Raw genomic sequence first — 20,171 nt, forward strand, 5'->3', positions numbered from 1 at the left:
CGGGATCGTCGTCGATCCGTCTGTGCCACACCCTATCGGCTAGTGATCATGGTGTGGCGCGGGCGGTATCGCTCGGGCCACGGCTACGGCTTTGCCCAGGTAGAGGATCCCGGTCCAGACGTATACCGCCGTGCCCCAGATCAAGAATGCCCCACCGAAGGCGCGACTGAAACCCGCGGCGGCCCAATCCATCTGACCGGCCAGCGTCCACGGCAGCGCGGACATGAGCGCGAAGGTGGCGGCCTTGCCGAGGTAGATGACATCGGGCGGGGGTAGGCCGCGGCGCCGGTAGATCGGCAACACCAGGGTCAGGATCACATCGCGAGCGACCAGAATCACCACCACCCACCAGGGCAGGATGCCGCGAATCAGGAAGCCGCCCAGGGTCGCCAGCAGATAGAGGCGGTCGACGAGAGGGTCGAGAATCGCACCCAGTCGCGAGGACTGATCGAGCAGGCGGGCGAGTTTGCCGTCCAGGAAGTCGGTGAACCCGCTGGCGATCAGCAGCGCGAAACACCACCCGTCGGCCTTCTCGACCAGCAGCAGCCACAGGAAAACCGGGACGCCGATCAGCCGGATCACGCTCAGTACGTTGGGCACGGTCAGAATCCGGTCGCTGTAGACCGGTTCGGCGTTGCGCTCGGATGTCACAACCCGGTCATACAGCAATCGCGGCGGCATCTCCATCCGGGCACGCCGCCGTCGGGAGGGGGAGGATGTAGACGATATGGTCTGCGCCATCCCCCGCCGGTGAGAGAATGAGATCAACACCTTCTCATTGATTGGCTAGGGTGACTGGACTACCGCACCTGGGAGAGGAAAGACCATGCCCGACTTCGACTACGACGTCGTCGTTATCGGCTCCGGCTTCGGGGGGAGCGTCAGCGCGCTGCGCCTGAGCGAGAAGGGCTACCGGGTCGCCGTCCTGGAATCCGGCCGCCGCTGGAACGCCGAGGACATCCCGAACACGAATTGGAATGTGCGCAAGGCGATCTGGGCTCCACGCCTCGGACTCACCGGTACCCAGCGCATCAGCATCCTCGGCAAGTGCGCGGTGTTCTCCGCGGCCGGGGTGGGTGGTGGATCGCTGATCTACGGCAACACCCTCTACGAGCCGCTGCCGAACTTCTACACCGACAAGCAGTGGGCCCACATCACCGATTGGCGCGCCGAACTCGCGCCCTACTACGACCAGGCGCAGCGCATGCTCGGCGTCGCGCCGAATCCGCGCATGACCCCGGCCGACGATGTGATCCGTTCCGTCGCAGAGGATCTCGGTGTCGCCGACACCTTCCACGCCACCAATGTGGGTGTGTTCTTCAACGAGGAACAGCCCGGCGTCGAGGTCGACGATCCGTACTTCGGCGGGGCGGGGCCGCGCCGCAACGGCTGCATCCACTGCGCGCGCTGTTTCACCGGCTGCCCGCACAACGCCAAGAACACCACCCCGAAGAACTACCTCTACCTCGCCGAGCAGGCCGGTGCGCACGTGTTCGAGCTGACCACGGCGTCCAAGGTGCGGCCATTGACCGGCGGCGGCTACGCGGTCGAGACCGAACGTTCGGATCGCTGGGTTCGCAAGGGCCGCAAGGTGTTCACGGCCGAGCAGGTGGTGTTCGCGGCGGCCGCGCTCGGCACCCAGAAGCTGCTGCACAAGATGCGCGACGAGGGCGTGCTGCCGAACCTCTCCCCCCGGCTCGGTGAGCTGACCCGCTCCAATTCCGAGGCCATCCTCAATGTGGTGAGCAAGGCCCGCGACGATTTCGCCGAGGGCATCGCTATCACCTCCTCGATCCACCCCGAACCCAGCACCCACATCGAGGTCTGCCACTACGGCAAGGGCCAGAACGGCCTGTTCCCGCTGTCGGTTCCGCTGATCGACGGCGGCGCGTTCCGGTTCCTGCGCTTCCTGCTGGCGATGGTGTTGCATCCGGTGGTGTTCGCGCGCAGCCTCAATGCCCATCGGGCGTCGGAGAAGTCGGTGATCCTGCTGGTGATGCAGTCGCTGGACAATTCGCTGACCTCGTTCCGGCGCTGGGGGCAGCTGAAGACGAAACAGGGTACGGGCAAACCGAATCCGACCTGGATCCCACTCGCCCACGACGTGAGCCGCCGCTTCGGGGAGAAGGTCGACGGCGATGTGCAGATGCTGGCGATGGACGTGTTCAACATCCCGGCGACCGCGCACTACATCGGCGGCTGCGTGATCGGCGAGGGCCCGGAAAGCGGTGTGGTGGACCCGTATCAGCGCGTGTTCGGGTATCCGGGGCTGCATGTGGCCGACGGTTCGGCGGTGACGGCGAACCTGGGCGTGAACCCGTCGCTGACCATCACCGCGCAGGCCGAACGCGCAATGGCGTTCTGGCCCAACCGAAGCGAGGCCGATCCGCGTCCGGAGCTGGGTGCGGCCTACCGGCGCATCAACCCGGTCGCGCCCAAGAGCGCGGCGGTGCCGGACTTCGCGCCGGGCGCGCTGCGGCTGCCGATCTTCCCGGTCGACCCGCCGGTGTCGGCGTACTGATCGAGGCGCTCCGCCAGATACTGAGAGAAGCGGCGTGCCAGGCGGTGTTTCGAACGCTCGAACCCGTAGGATGGCCGGGGGTATCGAGTCGACGAGGAGGGTGAGAGCTGATGCTCGTCCGAGTCCAGAACACCGCCGGCACGCATGCGGAGAAGGTGCTCATCGATTGGATGCGCACCTGGAAGGGCAGCACCGATCCCAAGGGTGTCGCCACCGTCAATTGCAGTCTGTTCCACGGTGATCGGCTACATCCCTTCGACGCCGTGGTGTGGACGCCGACCAGCTGCGTGGTGATCGAGGCCGAGGCGCTGTCGGAGAAGATGGACGGCGACCTCGAGGTTCCGATCAACGGCCCGTGGCGGGTCGGGGACCGCATCATCTCCTTCGACGGCGGCGATAAGCGCACCCCGCTGGACAAGTCCCGCGATCACACGTTCGCACTGCAGAATTGGCTGGCCGAGCGCGGTCTGGGGCAGCGGGTGATCCACGGCATCGTGCTGGTGGTGCCCGCGCCGGGATCCAATCTCCAGATCAAGCAGATGTGGACGGATCCGAGCTTCCAGGTGCTGCTGGGTGACGAGCGCCGGCTGCGCGATCATTTCACCGCGCTGCTCTCGCGCGGCCGCCCGCAGTGGTCGGCCAATGATGTGGCGTGGGCGTTCCGCGGCCTGGGCATCCTGCCGTATCTGCCCGCGCCGCAGGATCTCATCAACGAGGGCTTCCTGGGCCCGGTGGACATCACGCTGTGGCACGGTGGCCCGCAGCAGGCGCAGGCCGAGGCGTACGCCGAGGAGCAGGCCCGGCTCGAGCGCGAGCACGCGGCGGCCGGGCACGGATTCTCGATGCCCGCACCGTGGTTCGCTCCGAGCAAGCTCTACCCGCGCACCGGTGAGCGGATCCATGTCGGGCACAGCATGATGCGGGTGCTGCTCACCCTCGGCATGATCGTGGCCGTGCTGTGGGGCGCCTGGTTCATCGCCGCGGTGGTGCTCTCGTACTAGTCCCGCGTTGCGGTGAAATAGCGGAACGGCAGATACAGGGCGGTCACGAGCGCTACCGCGGCCGCCGTGCCGCCGAATACGTCGGTGGGATGGTGGTATCCGAAGCCCACCATGCCGATCAGCACCGCGGGCACGATCACGATCATCACCAGCACCGTCGCGGTGCGCACCCGCAACGATTCGGATACCAGCGCGAAGGCGGTCACCACGGCCACCAGTTGCACCGTGTGCCCGCTCGGGTAGGCCAGGTAGTGGTGTAGTTCACGATTCCAGAACGGTTTGAGCGCAAAGGAATTCACCGCCACCACCACTTCCGGGGCGATGAGCGCGAATCCGGCCGCCCACCACTGCCGCCGGTAGGCGTACCAGGCCGCGAACGCCACCAGCAGCGGCAGCACCACGTAGCTGTTGCTCGGGAACACCAGGACCCGGTACACCCAGGTGTGCGCGTCCAGGGCGGTGTGGATGTGCTCCTCGAGCACGCGGTCCAGGCGCGTCGATCCCCCGCCGGACGGAAAGGTCTGCGGGACAAGCAATGTGACGAGCACCCCCGCGACGATCAGGATCGGCAGGGTGGCACGGCGCGTGGAGTGCTCCGGGCGCACCGGGGCGGGGGCGATCGAACTGGTCACGCCCGCACGATACCGGTGCGCGGCGATGCGCTCATTCCCGCAGCGCGACCTTCTCCAGCAGTGGTCGTGAGCGGCGCGGAGCCCACCAGTTGGCGGTGCCCATCACCCGCATGAAGGCGGGCACCAGCACCATTCGGACCAGGGTGGCATCCATCAGCACCGCGAGGGCCAGGCCGACGCCGAGCATCCGGTTCATGGTGACGCCGCTGGCGGCGATCCCGGCGAAGACCACGGCCATCAGCAGGGCCGCGGCGGTGACGATGCGCCCGGAGCGGGCGATGCCCAGCGCGACCGCGTTGTCGTTGTCCGCGCGGGTGCGCGCCGAGCGCTCCCATTCCTCGGTGAACCTGGCCAGCAGGAACACCTCGTAGTCCATCGACAGCCCGAAGGCCACGCAGAACAGCAGCACCGGCAGCGTGGCGATGGTGTAGCCGGTGGCCTCGGTGCCGAAACCGCCGAGATGGCCGTCCTGGAACACCCACACCAGCGCGCCGAAGGTCGCCGACAGCGAAAGCACATTGAGCACAATGGCTTTCAGCGGTAGCACCACGCTGCCGGTGAGCAGGAGCAGCAGTACGAAGGTGATCAGCGCGATCCAGACGACCGCCTTCGGGAAGCCCTGGGTGATGCCGTGCGCGGAGTCGGCGTTCTGCTGCGCGAGCCCGCCGAAGAGCACCGGCCCCGGGGCCGGCACCGCGTGCAACGCGTCGAGCTGCTGCACGGCGCGCGCCGAGTACGGGTCGAGGCGGGTGGCGACGGTCAGGTGGGTGCTGCCGGGTCCGGTGGCGGCCGGGTCGGCGGGTGCGACCGGCATGCCGTGCGCGTAGGTTCCGGTCGGCCCGGTCACCGCCTCGACGTCGGCGACGCCGGACAGGGCGGCAGCGTAGGCGCTCGGGTCGATGCCCTGCCCCCGCACGATGATCTGCACGGTCCCGGTGGCGTTGTCGTCGAAGCGGTCTCGCAGCAGATCGCCGACCTGCCGGGATGCCAATGCGCCGGGCAGCACCCGGTCGTCGGGCAGGCCCAGTTTCAATCCGACGATGGGTGCGCCCAGTACCAGCAGCAGCGCCAGCACCGGCAGCGCGCACAGGGCGGGTCGCCGCTGCACGGTGCGGGCCACCCGGTAGAGCAGGCCCTGTTCGACGGGTGCGGCCTCGCGCAGGGGTTTGCGGTTGATGCGATCGCCCAGCAGCATCAGCAGCGCCGGAACCAGCGTCAGGGTGAGCACGATCGACAGCGCCACCACCGCCAGTCCCGCGAAGGCCAGCGAGCGCAGGAAAGCCATGGGGAAGAACGACATTCCGAGCAGCGCGATGCCCACGGTGATGCCGGAGTAGGCGACCGCGCGTCCACCGCGCTTCATGGCGATGCCCAGCGCCTCGGTGCGGTCGTGTCCGGCGGCGATCTCCTCGCGGTAGCGGCCGATGATGAGCAGTGAGTAGTCGATGGCCAGCGCCAGCCCGATCGCGGTCGTGATGTTGAGCGCGAACACCGACAGCTCCACCACATACGTGAGCAGGTACAGCACCGCGCTCGCCCCGGCGATGGCGGCCACCCCGGTGACGAACGGAATCGCCGCTGCCACCAGGCTTCTCAGGTACCAGACCAGCAGCAGGAAGGTGAGCGGCAGCGCGATGGCCTCGGCGATGGCGAGGTCCTTCTGCGTCTGGGTGTTGGTTTCCGACCAGACCATGGCCTGTCCCCCGGCGCGCACCGTGAGTCCGCCGCTGTCGCCGGTGAACTGGGCGGCCAGGTCGTGGGCCGCGCCGGGTGCGGTGTTCTCGTCGCCGCGCACGTTCGCGACGATCAGTCCGATCGCACCGTCACGGCTGACCAGCGCCTTGCTCAGCGCGGGCGTGGTCCACGGCGAAACCACCTGGGAGACACGGGGATCGCCGGTGAGCTGCCCGGCGATGTCCTTGCCGCGGCTGATCGCGGCCGCCGAGTTCGCACCGCCCGCGGCTTCGACGGTGAGCACCAGCTGCATGCCGGACATGCCGTAGTCGCGGTCGAGCAGGTCCGCGACGCGGGCGGATTCGGAGTCGGTGGCGACGAAGCCCCCGTTGGACAGCCGGGCGGCGGCCTGCGATCCGAGCGCACCGCAGAGCAGGAAGGCGATGCCCACCACGATGAGCACGAGTTTCGGCGCGCGCAACGCGGGTCGGACGAGTTTGTCGATCATCGCGTGATGTCCCCTCACAGCCTGGTGAAGTCCCCCGGTCGGGCTGATGTGAATCACATACTCGTGCTCCTACCGCGCGTAGTAGTCGGAAAGTGGTCAACCTCTCAACGATGCACGACGGCAATAGAGTTCACCGGTGCGCCGTGTCGGCGCACCGGTGTCCGGTACTCGGGTGTTCGGGAGGGTCAGCCCAGCATGGCCGCGTGCAGCATCCGCTCCGGCACGCCCAGCCCCTCGATCAGGGTGAGGGCCTGCGGGCGTAGTCGATCGACGAGCTCGTTGACGCCGCGACGCACCGCCTTCGCGCGTTCCACCGACATGAACCGGTGCATGATGTACCAGGCCTGGTTCTGCTCGATGGTCCAGTACACGTACAGGTCGCAGACGCTGTCGGCCAGTGCCCGCGCCTCCTCGTCCTCGATGTCGGCGATGCCGTCGATGAACGCCTCCAGCACCATGCGTTCGATATGCGCGGTACCGGCGGCCAGGATGTGGTCCTGCGCGTTGTTGAACGCCTCGAACGGCCCGGTCTCCTTGGCGCGCGCCTGCAGTCGATGCGCGGCCGTGCGGGTCATGTAGTCCTCGCGGTCGGCGAAGAGCTGCAGCTGGACGTCGCGTCGCGACAGGTCGGCGTCGTCGACGCTCTCGCCGCCGCGGTCGCGCAGACGCTGGATCATCTGCCGCACGCCCGATGCCTCGCGGACCACGTCGCGGGCGGCGGTGGCGGCGAAGCGCACCCAGCCCAGCGCGTCGAGGTCACGCACCTCGTCGGCGTAGGCGGTGAGCAGGTCCTTGGCGACGAGCTGGGTGAGCACCACGTTGTCGCCCTCGAAGGTGGTGAACACATCGGTGTCGGCCTTCAGGGTGACCAGGCGGTTCTCGGTGAGATAGCCTGCGCCGCCGCAGGCTTCGCGGCATTCCTGGATGGCCTGGGTGGCGTGGCGGGTCTGGGCGACCTTGAGCCCGGCGGCCCGGTTCTCGAGCGCGCGCTGGGTGCGCGGGTCGGTGTCGGCTCCGGTCTGCACCAGGTGCATGCGCCGCACCAGATCGTTCTGCGCGAAAGCCAGTGCGTAGGAACGGGCTACGAGCGGCAGCAGGCGGCGCTGGTGGCTGCGGTAGTCCAGCAGCACGGTCTCCTCGCCGGTGTCCGGATCGGCGAATTGGCGACGCTGTTCGGCATAGCGCACGGCGATGCTGAGCGCCACTCGCGCGCCCGCGGCGGCCGCGCCGCCGACGCTGATCCGGCCGCGGACCAGGGTGCCGAGGGTGGTGAAGAAGCGGCGGCTCGGATTGGTGATCTCGGAGCTGTAGGTGCCGTCGGGGGCCACGTCGGCGTAGCGGTTGAGCAGGTTCTCGCGCGGAATTCGCACCTGGTCGAACAGGATTCGGCCATTGTCGACGCCGGGCAGACCGCCCTTGAGGCCGCAGTCGGAGGTGGTGACGCCGGGCAGGTCGCTACCGCTCTCGTTGCGGATGGGCACCAGGAAGCAGTGCACGCCCTGGCTTTCGCCGCCGGTGATCAGCTGCGCGAAAACCGCTGCCATGCGGGCGTGTTCGGCCGCGCCGCCGATGTAGTCCTTGCGCGCGGACGGAGTCGGGCTGTGCACCACGAACTCCCGGGTGGCCGGGTCGTAGGTCGCGGTGGTCTCCAGGTTGGCGACGTCACTGCCGTGGCCGGTCTCGGTCATCGCGAAGCAGCCGAGCAGGCGCAGCGGAATGAGCTCCTCGATATAGCCGCGGTGGCGTTCGGTGCCGAGGTTTTCCACCGCGCCGCCGAAAAGTCCCCACTGCACACCGGATTTCACCCACAGCGACAGATCGGTGTAGGCGAGCATCTCGAGGGCGGTGACGACACCGCCCGGATCGCCGGGGCTGCCATCCGGATGACGGAAGCCACCTTCCACCCAGCCGAAGGACGCCACCAGGTGCATCTGCTCGAGCACCCGGGCCCGAGCGGCTGTCATATCGAGGGCGGGATCGCCGTAGAAACGGTCGTCGTCGAGGATCTCGCGGGCCTGTTCCCGAACGCTGCGCCAAGGGCCGTCGAGGGCTGCGCGGAGTGACTCGGCTACCGACTTCTCGCTGGTCTCCATACTCCGAAACACTACTGCCCCCGCCGTGCTCACCCTGGTGATCTCCCGCACCCGTGTACGTTTCTGGTGTGAGCAATGAGGTGGCAACCGACCCGGGCGGAGCGCCCCCGGGCCTACGAACCCGCTGGCAACGGCTGCTGACCGGCACCATGGATCGCCTGGTCGACGACAACCGCGCACCGGCCGACACGGTCGTCGACATGCCCGCTCCGGTGCGGCCGATCGACCTCACCGACGACGCGACCGTCACCGAGGTACTGGATCTGGCCGAGCGCGTCGGAGAGGTGGTGCTGGCGTCGGGAACGGCCGTCATGGACACCACCAATCAGATCGAATTCATCGCCGCCACCTACGGGTTGGAGAAGTGCGATATCGACGTCACCTACAACTCCATCCGCATCTCGGTGGACCGCGGCCCGAAGCTGCCACCCGCCAGCACCATGCGGGTCGTGCACTACCGCTCCCTCGATTTCACCCGGCTCGCGGCCGTCGATCAACTGACCCGCCGCATTCGCACCGAGCTGCTGCCGCCGCAGGAGGCCCTGGCCGCACTCGACGAGATCACCGGCGCCCCGCACCCTTACAACCGGTGGGTGGCGACCTTCGGCTGGGCGCTGATGGCCGCCGGGGTCGCGGTACTGCTCAATGGCGGATGGCTGATCGCGCTGCTGAGTTTCACCGCGACCATGCTCATCGACCGGACCAACCGGATACTCAATCGGCGCAAGCTGCCGTTCTTCTTCCAGCACATCGTGGGCGGCATCATCGCGGCCACGCCCGCGGTGCTGGTGTCGACCTTCGCCTCCGGCCTGCACCTGGATCCGGCTTTGATCATCGCGGCGGGAATCGCGGTGCTGCTGGCCGGTTTACAGCTGGTCGGCGCGGTGGAGGACGCCATCACCGGCGCTCCGATCACCGCGTCCGGCCGGATGCTCGAGGTGATCATGATGACCGGCGGCATCATCGCGGGCATCGCGTTGACGCTGCGGGTGGCGGAGGTCTTCGAGGCCACCGTCCCGAACGCGGACATGACCTCGACCCGCGACCTGACCAACCTGCCGCTGAAACTGGTGGCCGGTGCGGTCACCGCGGCGGCGTTCGCCCTCGCCTGCTACGCGGAACGCCGCGCGGTCGCAGCGGCCGCCGCCAGCGGTGCCGCGGCGACCATCGTCTACCTGATGATCCAGCACCTGGGCTTCGGCCCCATCGTCTCGACCGGAGTGTCGGCCACGGTGGTCGGTCTCGCAGGCGGCCTCCTGGCGCGCCGAGCCCTCACCCCACCCCTGGTGATCGCGGTAGCCGGCATCACTCCCCTGCTCCCGGGCCTGCGCGTCTACCGCGGCCTCTACGCCCTCCTCAACGATGAACTCCTGGTGGGCCTGAACCAACTCTTCAGCGCTTTCGCCGTCGGCCTGGCCCTCGCCGCCGGAGTCACCCTCGGCGAATGGATGGCCCGCGACCTGCGCCGACCACGAATCATCAAGCGATTCGGCGCGGTTCGGCGGCCCCGCTTCACCGCCAGCCGCATGTGATGTTGCCGCCCACCCGGGCAGCCACCGTAAGCGGTTGTGCGCGTTCATAGTTGAGGGGTTACCGGGGTTCTGGGACGGCGGTGCCTGATCTTGCTTGCTACCGTTGGATATGGCTCGAAGTAGGCGACGGCGGCGTGATTTGTTCGACTGGTGGGGTGGGCTGGTCGCACGCTGGCGTTTCGTGGTCATCGGGGTGGTGGCGACCGGGCTGCTCGCATTGGGCGGGTACGGATGGGGGTTCGAAAGTCATCTGAGCTCCGGCGGTTTGGATGATCCGGGCTCGGAATCCACCCAGGCGGCGGTGCTGGCCAGTGCGGCGTTCGGGCCGAACCACGATGTGGATGTCGTGGTCATGTACACCGCGCCCGCAGGGCGGACGGTGGACGATCCCGATATCGCGCAGCCGATCATCGACAAGCTCAACGGTCTGACGAGCGAGTATCCCGACGAGATCAGCGGAGTCAACGGCACCTACTGGCCCGGTGTCACCACCAAGTCGGGGACGTCGGCCGCGGCGGCGACCAAGGACAAGCGGCACGCGGTCGCGGCGATCGCGCTCGCGGGTGACGGCGGCGTCGTGCTGGAGAACTACCGGAAGGTGAAGGACGCCTTCGAAGTTCCCGGTGTCGACGTCCAGGTGGGCGGTCTGCAGGCGGTGGCGACCGCGCTGAACGACACCATCTCCTCCGATACCCATCGGATGGAATTGCTGGCCATCCCCGCGGTCGCGATTCTGCTGTTCTTCATCTTCGGCGGGGTGGTCGCGGCCGCGCTGCCGTTGATCATGGGTGTGCTGACGATCGTCGGCGCGAATGGGATCGTGAAATCGCTGACCTCGGTCACCGAGGTGAATTCGTTCGTGGCCCCGGTGGTTTCGATGATCGGGCTGGGCCTGGCCATCGACTACGGCCTGTTCATCGTGAGCCGATTCCGGGAGGAGTTGGCCGCCGGGTACGACACCCCCACTGCCGTCCGCCGCTCGGTGATGACGGCGGGTCGCACGGTGCTGTTCTCCGCCACCATGATCATCGCCAGCCTTGGCGGCATGCTGCTGTTCCCGCAGGGGTTCCTGAAGTCGATCGCCTACGGCGCGATCGCGACGGTGACCCTCGCGGCGTTGACCGCCGTGACGATTCTGCCTGCCGCACTGGCGATCCTGGGTCCGTGGGTGGATGCGCTGGGGCTCAAGCGCTTCCGGCGCGCACGTCCGGAACACGATGTGGAGGACGGCTTCTGGGGTCGTTCCACCGCCTGGGTGATGCGGCATCCCCGCGCCATCACCGCGATCGTGGTGATGGGTCTACTCGTCCTGATACTGCCGGTCCGCAATATCGCGTTCGGCGGGTTCAGCGAGAAGTACCTACCGCCGGACGACACCACCCGCGTCGCCCAGCAGATGATCGACACGAATTTCCCGCTCCGCAAGTCCGATCCGGTCGAGCTGATCATTGTCGCCAAGGACAGCACCGAGGTCGGCCCGCTGATTCAGCAGGCAAGTAGCGCACCGGGTCTGCTGCCCGCCGGGTTCGAGATTCCCCGCCGCTCCCAGCTGCAGCCCGATATCTATCACACCCAGGCCATCCTGGCCGATTCCGGCCACGCCGATCCCACCATCGACTACCTGCGTTCCATCGAGGTCCCCGATGACGTGACGCTCCTGGTCGGCGGTGTCCCGGCCATCCAGCACGACGCGATTTCCGCGCTGCTGAACCGGGTTCCGCTGATGATCGCGCTGGTGCTGACACTCACCACCATCCTGATGTTCCTGACCTTCGGTTCCCTGGTCCTGCCGATCAAGGCCGCCTTCATGAGCGCCCTGGGCCTGGGTTCCACCCTCGGCATCCTGACCTGGATCTTCACCGAGGGCCACGGCGCGACGCTGCTGAACTTCACCCCGCAGCCGATCCAGGCCAACATCCTGGTCCTGATCATCGCGATCATCTACGGTCTGTCCACCGACTACGAGGTATTCCTGGTGTCGCGCATGGTCGAAGCCCGCGCCCGCGGCGCGACGACCGAGGAGTCGATCCGCTACGGCACCGCCCACACCGGTCGCATCATCACCGCCGCCGCCCTCATCCTGCTGGTCGTCACCGGTGCGTTCGCCTTCTCGAAACTGGTGATGATGCAGTACATCGCCTACGGCATGATCGCCGCCCTGGTGATCGACGCGACCGTGCTGCGCATGATGCTGGTCCCCGCCGTCATGAAGCTGCTCGGCGACCGCGTCTGGTGGGCTCCACGCTGGATGAAGCGCGTCCAGCGCCACGTCGGTCTCAGCGAACCGGTCCTCGACGACGACCTCGACACGCTGACGCGAAATCAACTCGCGCACAGTAGTGTCAGCCGCACCGACTGACGCGGAGAGGACACGGGGTGGGGCAGGCACTCAGGGCCGGTGAGGTTTTCGCCGGATATCGGATTGAGCGACTGCTCGGCACCGGTGGGATGGGCGAGGTGTATCTGGCCCGGGATCGGAGTCTGCCGCGGCCGGTGGCCCTGAAGGTGCTCGGTACGGCGGTCAGCGGCGATCTGGACGTCCGGGCCCGGTTCCAGCGCGAGGCGGATCTGGCCGCGCGACTGTCACATCCGAATATCGTGACCGTCTACGACCGGGGCGAGAGCGACGAGCGGCTGTGGATCGCCATGGAATACGTGGAGGGCACCGACGCCGGTCACGTCGTGCGTTCCGGTCCGCTGGCGGCCGAGCAGGCGGTCGCCATTGTCTCGGCGGTCGCGCAGGCCCTGGATTACGCGCACGGCGCCGGGGTGCTGCACCGGGATGTGAAGCCCGCCAACGTGATGCTGGCCAACGGCCCGCACGCCCGAGTGTTGCTCGCGGACTTCGGAATCGCCAAGGCGCTCGACGAGAGCGTGAGTCTCACCCGGACCGGGGACATCTACGCCAGCCTGCAGTACGCCGCGCCCGAACAGCTGGCCGGGAACGCCCAGGTGGATCGACGGGCCGATGTATATTCGCTGGGCTGCACCCTGTTTCATCTGTTCACCGGCGAATTGCCTTATCCCGGAGTGAATTCCGCGCAGCTGCTGCACGGGCACCTGTATCTCCCCGTGCCCCTGCCGAGTCGGCGCAACCTGGCGCTGCCGCGTGGATTCGATCAGGTCATCGCCAGGGCGCTGGCCAAGGATCCGGAAGACCGCTTCCCCACCTGCGGGGCGCTCGCCGATGCCGCGAAGCTGGCGCCGTCACAGCAGGTTCCGGTCCCGAGCGCGGTTCGAGCGCGACGGTGGCCGTGGGTGGCGGCGGCGATCGCGGGACTGGCGCTGGCCGGGTCGGCGGTGGCCGCGGCGGTCACCCTGCTGCATTTCTCACCTTCTGCGCCCAGCCCCGAGCTGACGAATGATGCTGCGGTGCAGACGGCTTGCTCATATGCCCGGGTCGTCAGCACCTATGACATCAAGTCCGCAGCCGACTTCGACACCTACGCGCGAGCGATCACCACTGGCGCCACCGGCGATTGGCTACAGCACTGGAACGACGCGAGTGCGAACCTGCGCGACACTCTGGTCAACGTCCAGGCCCACTCCGAGGTCCGAGATGCGCAGTGCGCGTTGAAATCCGCCGACAGCGGTCAGGTTCAGGTCTCCGCCTACGTGACCACGGCGGTGACGAACACCACGACGCCCAACGCCAGGACCAGCGTGCTACAGATCATCCTGGCGATGCGGCAGGTCGAAGGCCGTTGGCTGTGCAATGCGGTGAACTCGGCGATGCCCGACGCCACCGCGACGCCCTCCGCGGTGACCAGCACACCGAGCGTGCAGCCGAAATAGCCTCAGTCGCTGACCAATCCGATGGTTCTGCCGATATCGGCGAGGGTGGTGTCGAACAGCACGTCCGGGTGGCTGATCGGGATCGGATAGTTGCCGAAGACTTCCAGGGTGACGTGCCCGTAGAGCCGGGCCCAGAACTGGATCATGACGTAGCTGACGCCGAGGTCCAGTTTCTCGGCGGGGAACTTCTGCCCGGAGTCCGACAGCACGCGCAGCAGATCGGTCTGGAAGGTGATCAGGTCGTCGCGCAGTTCGGCGGGGATGAGTTCGGTGGGCGGGGTCACCACGGTGTAGTTGGTGAGCAGCCGACCGGCCGCGCCTAGGAAGATGCGGCCCACCGGTTCGCCGAATTGCTGCATGACACTGGCGTTTCCGACGCCGACCGGGGAGGCGAAGACCAGGGTGAATTCGCGGGAGTGCGCCAGGGCCCAGCGGCGGAAGCCGCGGCAGATGGCGAAGAAGCGGATGCCGGGATCATCGGGCAGGCCGTCGGTGGCGGCTTCGAGGTCGCGGGCCAGCAGGGCGCACACGTCGGTGCGAACCGCGGCGACGAGGTCGTCGCGGGATTCGTAGTAGCGGTAGAGCGCGGGAGCGGTGACACCGAGTTCGCGGGCGATGGCGCGCAACGTGATCGCGTCGGGCCCCTGATCCACGAGCAGCGACAGCGCGACCCGCCGGATGTCGGCGTCGCTGACCGCGGGCATCCGGCCGCGGCGGCGGGGCTCGGTCATGCTGTCTCCCTGTCGAATACGGAATTGCCCCGCGTGTGGCACGCGGGGCAATCGGGGCCTGAGGGGCTTACTCGTAAGCGACCTGCCAGCTCTTGATGCCATTGAGCCAACCGGACCGCAGGCGCACGGGCTCGGAGACCTGGTGCAGGTTCGGCATCACGTCCGCGATGGCGTTGAAGATCAGGTCGAGCTGCAGCCGGGCCAGGTTGGCGCCCACACAGAAGTGGGTGCCGGTGCCGCCGAAACCGACGTGCGGGTTCGGGTTGCGAAGCACGTTGAATTCCCGCGGCTTGTCGAAGTATTCCTCATCGAAGTTGGCCGCGGAGTAGAACATGCCGACCCGCTGGCCCTGCTTGATGACCTGACCGGACAGCTCGGTGTCCTCGGTCGCGGTGCGCTGGAACGCGATCACCGGGGTGGCCCAGCGCACGATCTCGTCGGGAGCGGTGCGCGGACGCTGCTCCTTGAAGATCTCCCACTGCTCGGGGTTGTCGACGAACGCCTTCATGCCGTGGGTGGTGGCGTTGCGGGTGGTCTCGTTGCCGGCAACCGACAACAGGATCACGAACCAGGCGAATTCGTCGGAAGCCAGTGCGTCGCCGTCGATGTCGGCGTGCAGCAGGGTGGAGGCGATGTCATCCATCGGGCAGGCGCGACGCTGTTCGGCGAGGTTCCAGGAGTAGCCCATGACCTCGGCGGTGGCCACCTTGTGGTCACCGTTGAACTCCGGGTCGTCGTAGCCGATCATCTGGTTGGACCAGTCGAAGATCTTGCCGCGGTCTTCCTGCGGGATGCCGATGAGTTCGGCGATGGCCTGCAGCGGCAGTTCGGCCGCGACCTGCTCGACGAAGTTGCCGCCGCCGTTCTTCTTGGCCTCGTGCACGATTCGCTCGGCACGGTCGCGCAGCGCGTTGCGCAGCGACTCGATGGCGCGCGGGGTGAAGCCCTTGGAGATGATCCGGCGCAGCTTGGTGTGGCGCGGCGGATCCATGTTGAGCAGCAGGTAGCGCTGCACTTCGATCTCTTCGCGGGCGATGTCGCCGTAGAAGCGGATGACGGCGGTGTTCTCCTCGGCCGAGAAGCGCTCGGGGCTCTTGGAGATCTCCTTGATGTCATCCATCTTGGAGACGGCCCAGTAGCCGCCGTCGTCGAATCCGGTCAGGCCGTTTTCCTGCGGCACCCAGAACGGGACCGAGGTCGCACGGAGCTGCGCGAATTCCTTGATGGGCAACCGCTCGGCGAGCAGGTCGGGATCGGTGAAGTCGAAACCGGTGGGAATGGACGGCGCGGACACGGAACCTCCTTTGGAACACGTTCGAGGTCGAGTGAACCACACCACACCGCATCTTGTGAACACCTATTACTAAATAGCGTTAATTTGATGAGCCATCCCGGGCTCGGCATCCAGGCGCACGGCCTCCTCCGCGATGGCCGCCAGCAGCGCGGGATCGAAGCGCGCGATCATGTCCAGCGCCTCATACCAGCGGGTCTTGGCCAGAATCTCGGCCAGCAGCCTGCGGATTCGCAGGTTCGCGGCGGGCCGATCCGCAGCGGGCAGCCCACGGTAGACGCGGATCAGCGCATCGGCGTTGTGCTCGCGCGCCTCCCGCTCAGCGGCGGCGGGAACGCTCGCCGCACGCGCGCCGTAGATCCCGGCCGGGCCGCCACCATTGGACAGCCGCTGCGCCCGGTCGCTGTCACCCAGCGTCACCGAAAGGCGCACCAGATCGGCACGATTCGAGGACACCTCGACGAAACCGCCCGCCAGTACATCCTTCTCGAATTCATCGAGCATCGGCCGCAGCAATACTTCAGCAGCCTGCACGCCGACCTCCCCGATGACCACCCGGGCCACCGCGATGCGGGACGCGAGCCCGCCCACCCGATAGATCAGCGTGCGCGCGATCTCGTCGTGCCCGGACCGCACGAAGACCGCCGCGAGCCCGCCGAGCCCTTGATCGAGTCCCTCGTGTGGACGCGGCCAGGTCGAGTACAGCGAGACGAGCCGATCCGCCAGTCGCACAGCGGCTTCCAGCGAACCTCTGGCGATCAGCCGGTCGAGCAGTGCGGCCAGGGGCGTCTGCGCGGGTCCGACCGGGTGGCGGCCGAGCCAGTCGGCGGCGAACAGGGTGCGGCCGAAGTGCTTGGCCGCCTTGTCGTCCCAGATGTGCACCCGGGCCAGCAGCGCCTCGGCGATGCCGTGGGCCCGGTCGAGGTAGGCGCTCGCGCGCTCGGTCGTCCCGGCGGGCCGGGTGCCGAGGAACGCGCAGACCAGGAACTGGCAGCCGATGTCGTCGATCCGCTCGGCCATGGCCTCGGCGTGCGCGACGTCCCCGGCGACGAGCAGCGCGCGCACCACCGCGAAGAATTCGAACCCGCGCTCGTAGGGGTCGCTCACCTGGTAGGAGATGAGTTCGATCTCGGCGGCCAGCCGCCGGGCCTCGGTGGTCCGGCCCGCGCGCACCAGCGCCGGCAGCGTGCTGGTCCAGATGGCGAGTCCGTCGGTCTCCGTGGCGAATCGGCGGCCCAGCGTGACGGCGCGGTCGGCGTCGCCGAGTTCGCTCCGGCAGTGCACCAGTTGTTCCACCATCGCCAGCCGCACCAGCCGGGTATATCCGGTGAGCCGCGCCTCGAGGTCGTCGAGGTGTTCGCGCAGCCGGTCCTGGCGGCCGACCGCGACCAGATCGGCCGCGATCCAGGCCAGTAGCCGCGATCGCATCACCGGGTCGAAGGTCATACCCCGGATCGCCGTCAGAACCGAGCGCACGCAGCGCCCGGCGGCCTCGGTCTGTCCGTGCTCGGTCATGGCGCGCGCGATCCGGCATCGGGTCGCGGCCCGCAACTCCTCGGTGGTGAGGGTCTCGCTCAGTGCCAGCGCCCGGTCGAAGTCGCCGATATCGGCGAACGCGCCCGCCGCCCGGCGCAGGATGTCCTCGCGTTCCAGCGAGGGCCCCTTGGTCAGCAGCGCGTGGCGGTTGATCTCGCGGATCGCCTCGGCGACATCCTCGGGTGGCAGTCGCCGCGACGAAACCAGTTGTGCGAGCATGCGAGTCCGCTCGACGGGCAGCGCGATCTCACGCCCGAGGACCTGCGCGCCCGCGATATCGCCGACCCGGACCAGGGCGGCGGTGAGCCGGACCAGATCGTGATCGCTGAGCGCGTACCGATCCGACCGCAGCGAATCGATGAGCGCGCGATTGCCCCGGGCATCGCCGGCGGCGACGCGAACGGCGATCAGCTCGATCTGCGCGCTGCGCCGACGACCCGAACGCGGGATGCCGTCGGCCAGGCTCTGCGCCCGGGTGGTCTCCCCCATCAGTGCCAGCGCCGCGGGCAACCCGGCGGGGATGTCGCCGCCACGCCGGGTCAGTCGCCGACGGCGCATGGCGAGCTTGCACACCGCCAGCAGATCGGGATCCTTTGCGGCAGCCCAGACTCCGGACACCGTGGTGATCTCGGTGCGGGCCATGCCGTCGCCGCCGGTGAGCACCAGCATGCGGTCGTGTCGAACGATGTCGAGGGCCAACTCGGTCATCCGCGCGCGGTCGTTCTGCCCGCGCAGCATCGAGAAATACCGCGTCAGTAGATAGGTGGGTGTTTCGACCGGCCAGCCCTGATCGCGATAGCGCGCCGCCCAGGTGTGAATCCGGTTGCGGTACAACGTCATGAGGGCGCGGCCGAGCGCGGATTCGGCTTCCCGCTGCAGGGTCTCGTGCGCCAGCAGGTAGATCTGACCGGGTGCGAACCGGTTGGACCGGGGTTGAAAGGTGCGACCGGTGACGCCGGCGAGGATGGTGTCGATCCGGTACGGCGGCAGTCCGGTGAGGTCCTCGAGTTCGGTGCCGGTCAGTCCGTGCGCGGCGGTGATCAGGCCGAGGATCTGCTGGTCGACGTCGGAGCGTTCGAGGATGCCGTGCAACTCCAGGCGCGCCATCTGGATGATGTCGAAGGCCGCCAGCGAGCGGCCGAGTTCGCGACGGCGGCAACTGTTCAGGGGATGACTGCGCGGAACATCCAGCGGCAGATCGGGATGCGGGCGACCCGAGACCAGCACGCGCAAGCCCGGGTGGGGATACTTCGGCAGCAGTGACGCGATGCTGGGTTTGCCGCGATCCTCGTCGAGCCCGTCCACCAGCAGTACCACCCGGCCACCACTGTCGGCGGCCCGCTGCGCGGCCAGCTCGAGCAGGTGGCGGCGCAGGGCGTCGCGATCGGTGGATCCGCGGGCGACGGTCGCCACCTGGTCGGGCAGCAGGGCCGAGAGTTGTTCCAGCACAGCGTCGGTGAAGGCATTGTGGTCGTCGTGGGCGGCCAGCCGGGAGGTGACGAAGAACGAGATGACCCGCACGCCGGGAGGCGGGTGCAGCGCGAACCAGGTCATCAGCGCGGTCTTGCCCGCCCAGGGTCCGGCCTGCCACCAGACGTAGGGTTCGTCGCCGGAACAGAATTCGGCCAGCTCGGCCAGCTCGGCGTCGCGGTCGAGCAGCCCGTCGATCGGGGTGAGGTCGCGGACCTGCGCGGTGTACGCGGTGGCGGTGACGGGCGGCAGCCCCTCGGCCGCGAGACCGCCGGACCAGCGGCGGTTGGCCGCCAGCGCGAGCTGCCCGGCCGTACCGCGTTCCAGCGCTTTGGGTCTGGGCAGATTCGCGGCGGGCAGCCGGTCGCGCAGTTCGCGGTAGAGCACCGACATGGTCAACAACCGGTCCCCGGTGGGCACCCCGGTGCGCAGGATATCGAGCAGCATCCCGGTGAACGCGGTGCTCCCGTGCTCGCCCTTGGCGAGCGCGAACTTGCTCTTCTCATCGGTGGCGGTCAGCACGAACGCACCATCGATATCCGTGGCCGCCACCAGCAGTTCGCTGTCGCCGGAGAGCACGTCGCGGGAGAAGGCCTTGCCGCTGTGGCAGCAGTCGAGGATGACGACGACCGGCCCCCGCGCGTCCTTCTTGATCCGCGACCGGATGGTGCCGTACCCGAGCGCGGTCACATCCGCGTCGTCGGCGCGAGATCCCTTGTGCGTCAGGTGAAGCTGGTTGTCGACCACAGCTCCGTGCCCGACGTAGTAGACCAGCAGCAGCCCGGTCGCGGCCTTGGCGGCGGCGGTGATCGCGGCGGCGATCTCCGCATTGTCGGCGGGGTCGGCGATCACGTCGATGTGCCGCAGGCCGGTCTCGGCGCGCAGGAACTCCGCGAAGTCCGCGAGGCTGCGCGCCACTTCGGCGAAGGACTCGTAGCCCGAATCCGGGGCGTAGGTCGCCGACCCGATGAGGACCGCGCGGCTGGCCTCCGGATCAGGAAGCGTCATCCAGCGTCCCGCGCACCCGCTCGATGACCTCCAGTACCTGGACCTGTTCCACCGCTTGCGAACCCGTGGCGTCGATCTCGGCGCTGGCCCCGTCCGGCCCGGTGACGGTCAGCCGCAGTTTCGGCCGCCGCATGCGCAACCAGGCGACGACGCAGGTCGACAGCGCGGTACACAGCGCCGCCGAGTCCACGACGATCCGAATCGTCTCCTCCGCACCGAGGGTGTCGGTCCGGGTGGCCGCACGCTGCGTCGACTTGCTGGCAGTCCGTAGTTCGTCGTCTTCGACCAGTGCCTCGAACAGTGAGTGCAGTTCCTCGACGTCATCGTCGGAGGCCCCTACCGCCAGCACCAGTTCCACGTTCATCCTTCCCCCGCATGG

General features: G+C 68.1%; 13 protein-coding genes. 5 read left to right on the top strand and 8 right to left on the bottom strand.

From position 1 onward, the window contains the following. Positions 1–39 precede the first annotated feature (39 nt). Complete coding sequence (locus tag OG300_RS15405) at positions 40–681, bottom strand: CDP-alcohol phosphatidyltransferase family protein (protein WP_405498564.1); 642 nt, start codon at positions 679–681, stop codon at positions 40–42. A 145-nt stretch (positions 682–826) separates the two neighbouring features. On the opposite strand from OG300_RS15405, the gene OG300_RS15410 reads away from it, so the two are divergent. Both OG300_RS15410 and OG300_RS15415 read left to right on the top strand, forming a co-directional pair. Continuing rightward, positions 827–2,521, top strand: a complete 1,695-nt coding sequence (locus OG300_RS15410; RefSeq protein WP_405496431.1) for a GMC oxidoreductase — start codon at positions 827–829, stop codon at positions 2,519–2,521. Positions 2,522–2,631: 110 nt separating this feature from the next. Next, on the top strand, positions 2,632–3,522 hold the full coding sequence (locus OG300_RS15415; RefSeq protein WP_405496433.1) for an NERD domain-containing protein: 891 nt from the start codon (positions 2,632–2,634) through the stop codon (positions 3,520–3,522). Here the strand turns inward: OG300_RS15415 and OG300_RS15420 are convergent. The 3 genes from OG300_RS15420 to OG300_RS15430 all read right to left on the bottom strand — a co-directional run bounded on the left by OG300_RS15420 (position 3,519) and on the right by OG300_RS15430 (position 8,429). After that, positions 3,519–4,154, bottom strand: coding sequence for a phosphatase PAP2 family protein (locus tag OG300_RS15420; RefSeq protein ID WP_405496435.1), 636 nt, complete (start codon positions 4,152–4,154; stop codon positions 3,519–3,521). The two genes, OG300_RS15415 and OG300_RS15420, sit on opposite strands and share 4 nt — an antisense overlap. 31 nt (positions 4,155–4,185) lie before the next feature. After that, positions 4,186–6,336 (bottom strand): MMPL family transporter, encoded by a 2,151-nt coding sequence (locus OG300_RS15425; RefSeq protein WP_405496437.1) that lies wholly within the window; start codon positions 6,334–6,336, stop codon positions 4,186–4,188. 185 nt (positions 6,337–6,521) lie between these two features. Further along, a complete protein-coding gene (locus OG300_RS15430; protein WP_405496439.1) occupies positions 6,522–8,429 on the bottom strand; it encodes an acyl-CoA dehydrogenase in 1,908 nt (635 codons plus the stop codon). A 149-nt stretch (positions 8,430–8,578) separates the two neighbouring features. Between OG300_RS15430 and OG300_RS15435 the strand changes: the two genes are divergently transcribed. The 3 genes from OG300_RS15435 (at position 8,579) to OG300_RS15445 (ending at position 13,756) form a co-directional block, all read left to right on the top strand. Beyond that, positions 8,579–9,961, top strand: coding sequence for a threonine/serine exporter ThrE family protein (locus tag OG300_RS15435; RefSeq protein ID WP_405498565.1), 1,383 nt, complete (start codon positions 8,579–8,581; stop codon positions 9,959–9,961). Positions 9,962–10,100: 139 nt separating this feature from the next. Next, complete coding sequence (locus tag OG300_RS15440; RefSeq protein WP_405496441.1) at positions 10,101–12,320, top strand: MMPL family transporter; 2,220 nt, start codon at positions 10,101–10,103, stop codon at positions 12,318–12,320. A 17-nt stretch (positions 12,321–12,337) separates the two neighbouring features. Then, positions 12,338–13,756, top strand: coding sequence for a serine/threonine-protein kinase (locus OG300_RS15445; protein ID WP_405496443.1), 1,419 nt, complete (start codon positions 12,338–12,340; stop codon positions 13,754–13,756). 2 nt (positions 13,757–13,758) lie between these two features. Here OG300_RS15445 and OG300_RS15450 read toward each other — a convergent pair whose 3' ends face one another. From OG300_RS15450 to OG300_RS15465, 4 genes are all read right to left on the bottom strand, one after another. Next, positions 13,759–14,487: a TetR/AcrR family transcriptional regulator gene (locus OG300_RS15450; RefSeq protein WP_405496445.1), complete on the bottom strand. Its 729-nt coding sequence runs from the start codon at positions 14,485–14,487 to the stop codon at positions 13,759–13,761. A gap of 67 nt (positions 14,488–14,554) precedes the next feature. Beyond that, entirely contained in the window at positions 14,555–15,781 is a 1,227-nt protein-coding gene (locus tag OG300_RS15455; protein WP_405496447.1) for a cytochrome P450, read from the bottom strand. Positions 15,782–15,850: 69 nt separating this feature from the next. Continuing rightward, positions 15,851–19,792 carry a hypothetical protein gene (locus OG300_RS15460; protein ID WP_405496449.1) on the bottom strand — a complete coding sequence of 1,314 codons (3,942 nt, stop codon included), beginning with the start codon at positions 19,790–19,792 and terminating at the stop codon, positions 15,851–15,853. Beyond that, positions 19,779–20,156 (bottom strand): hypothetical protein, encoded by a 378-nt coding sequence (locus OG300_RS15465; protein WP_405496451.1) that lies wholly within the window; start codon positions 20,154–20,156, stop codon positions 19,779–19,781. Before OG300_RS15465 ends, OG300_RS15460 begins: the two co-directional genes overlap by 14 nt. Between the last annotated feature and the right edge of the window lie 15 nt (positions 20,157–20,171).

Origin of the sequence: Nocardia sp. NBC_00511 (genome assembly GCF_045161165.1) — a bacterium.
Classification (GTDB): Bacteria; Actinomycetota; Actinomycetes; order Mycobacteriales; family Mycobacteriaceae; genus Nocardia.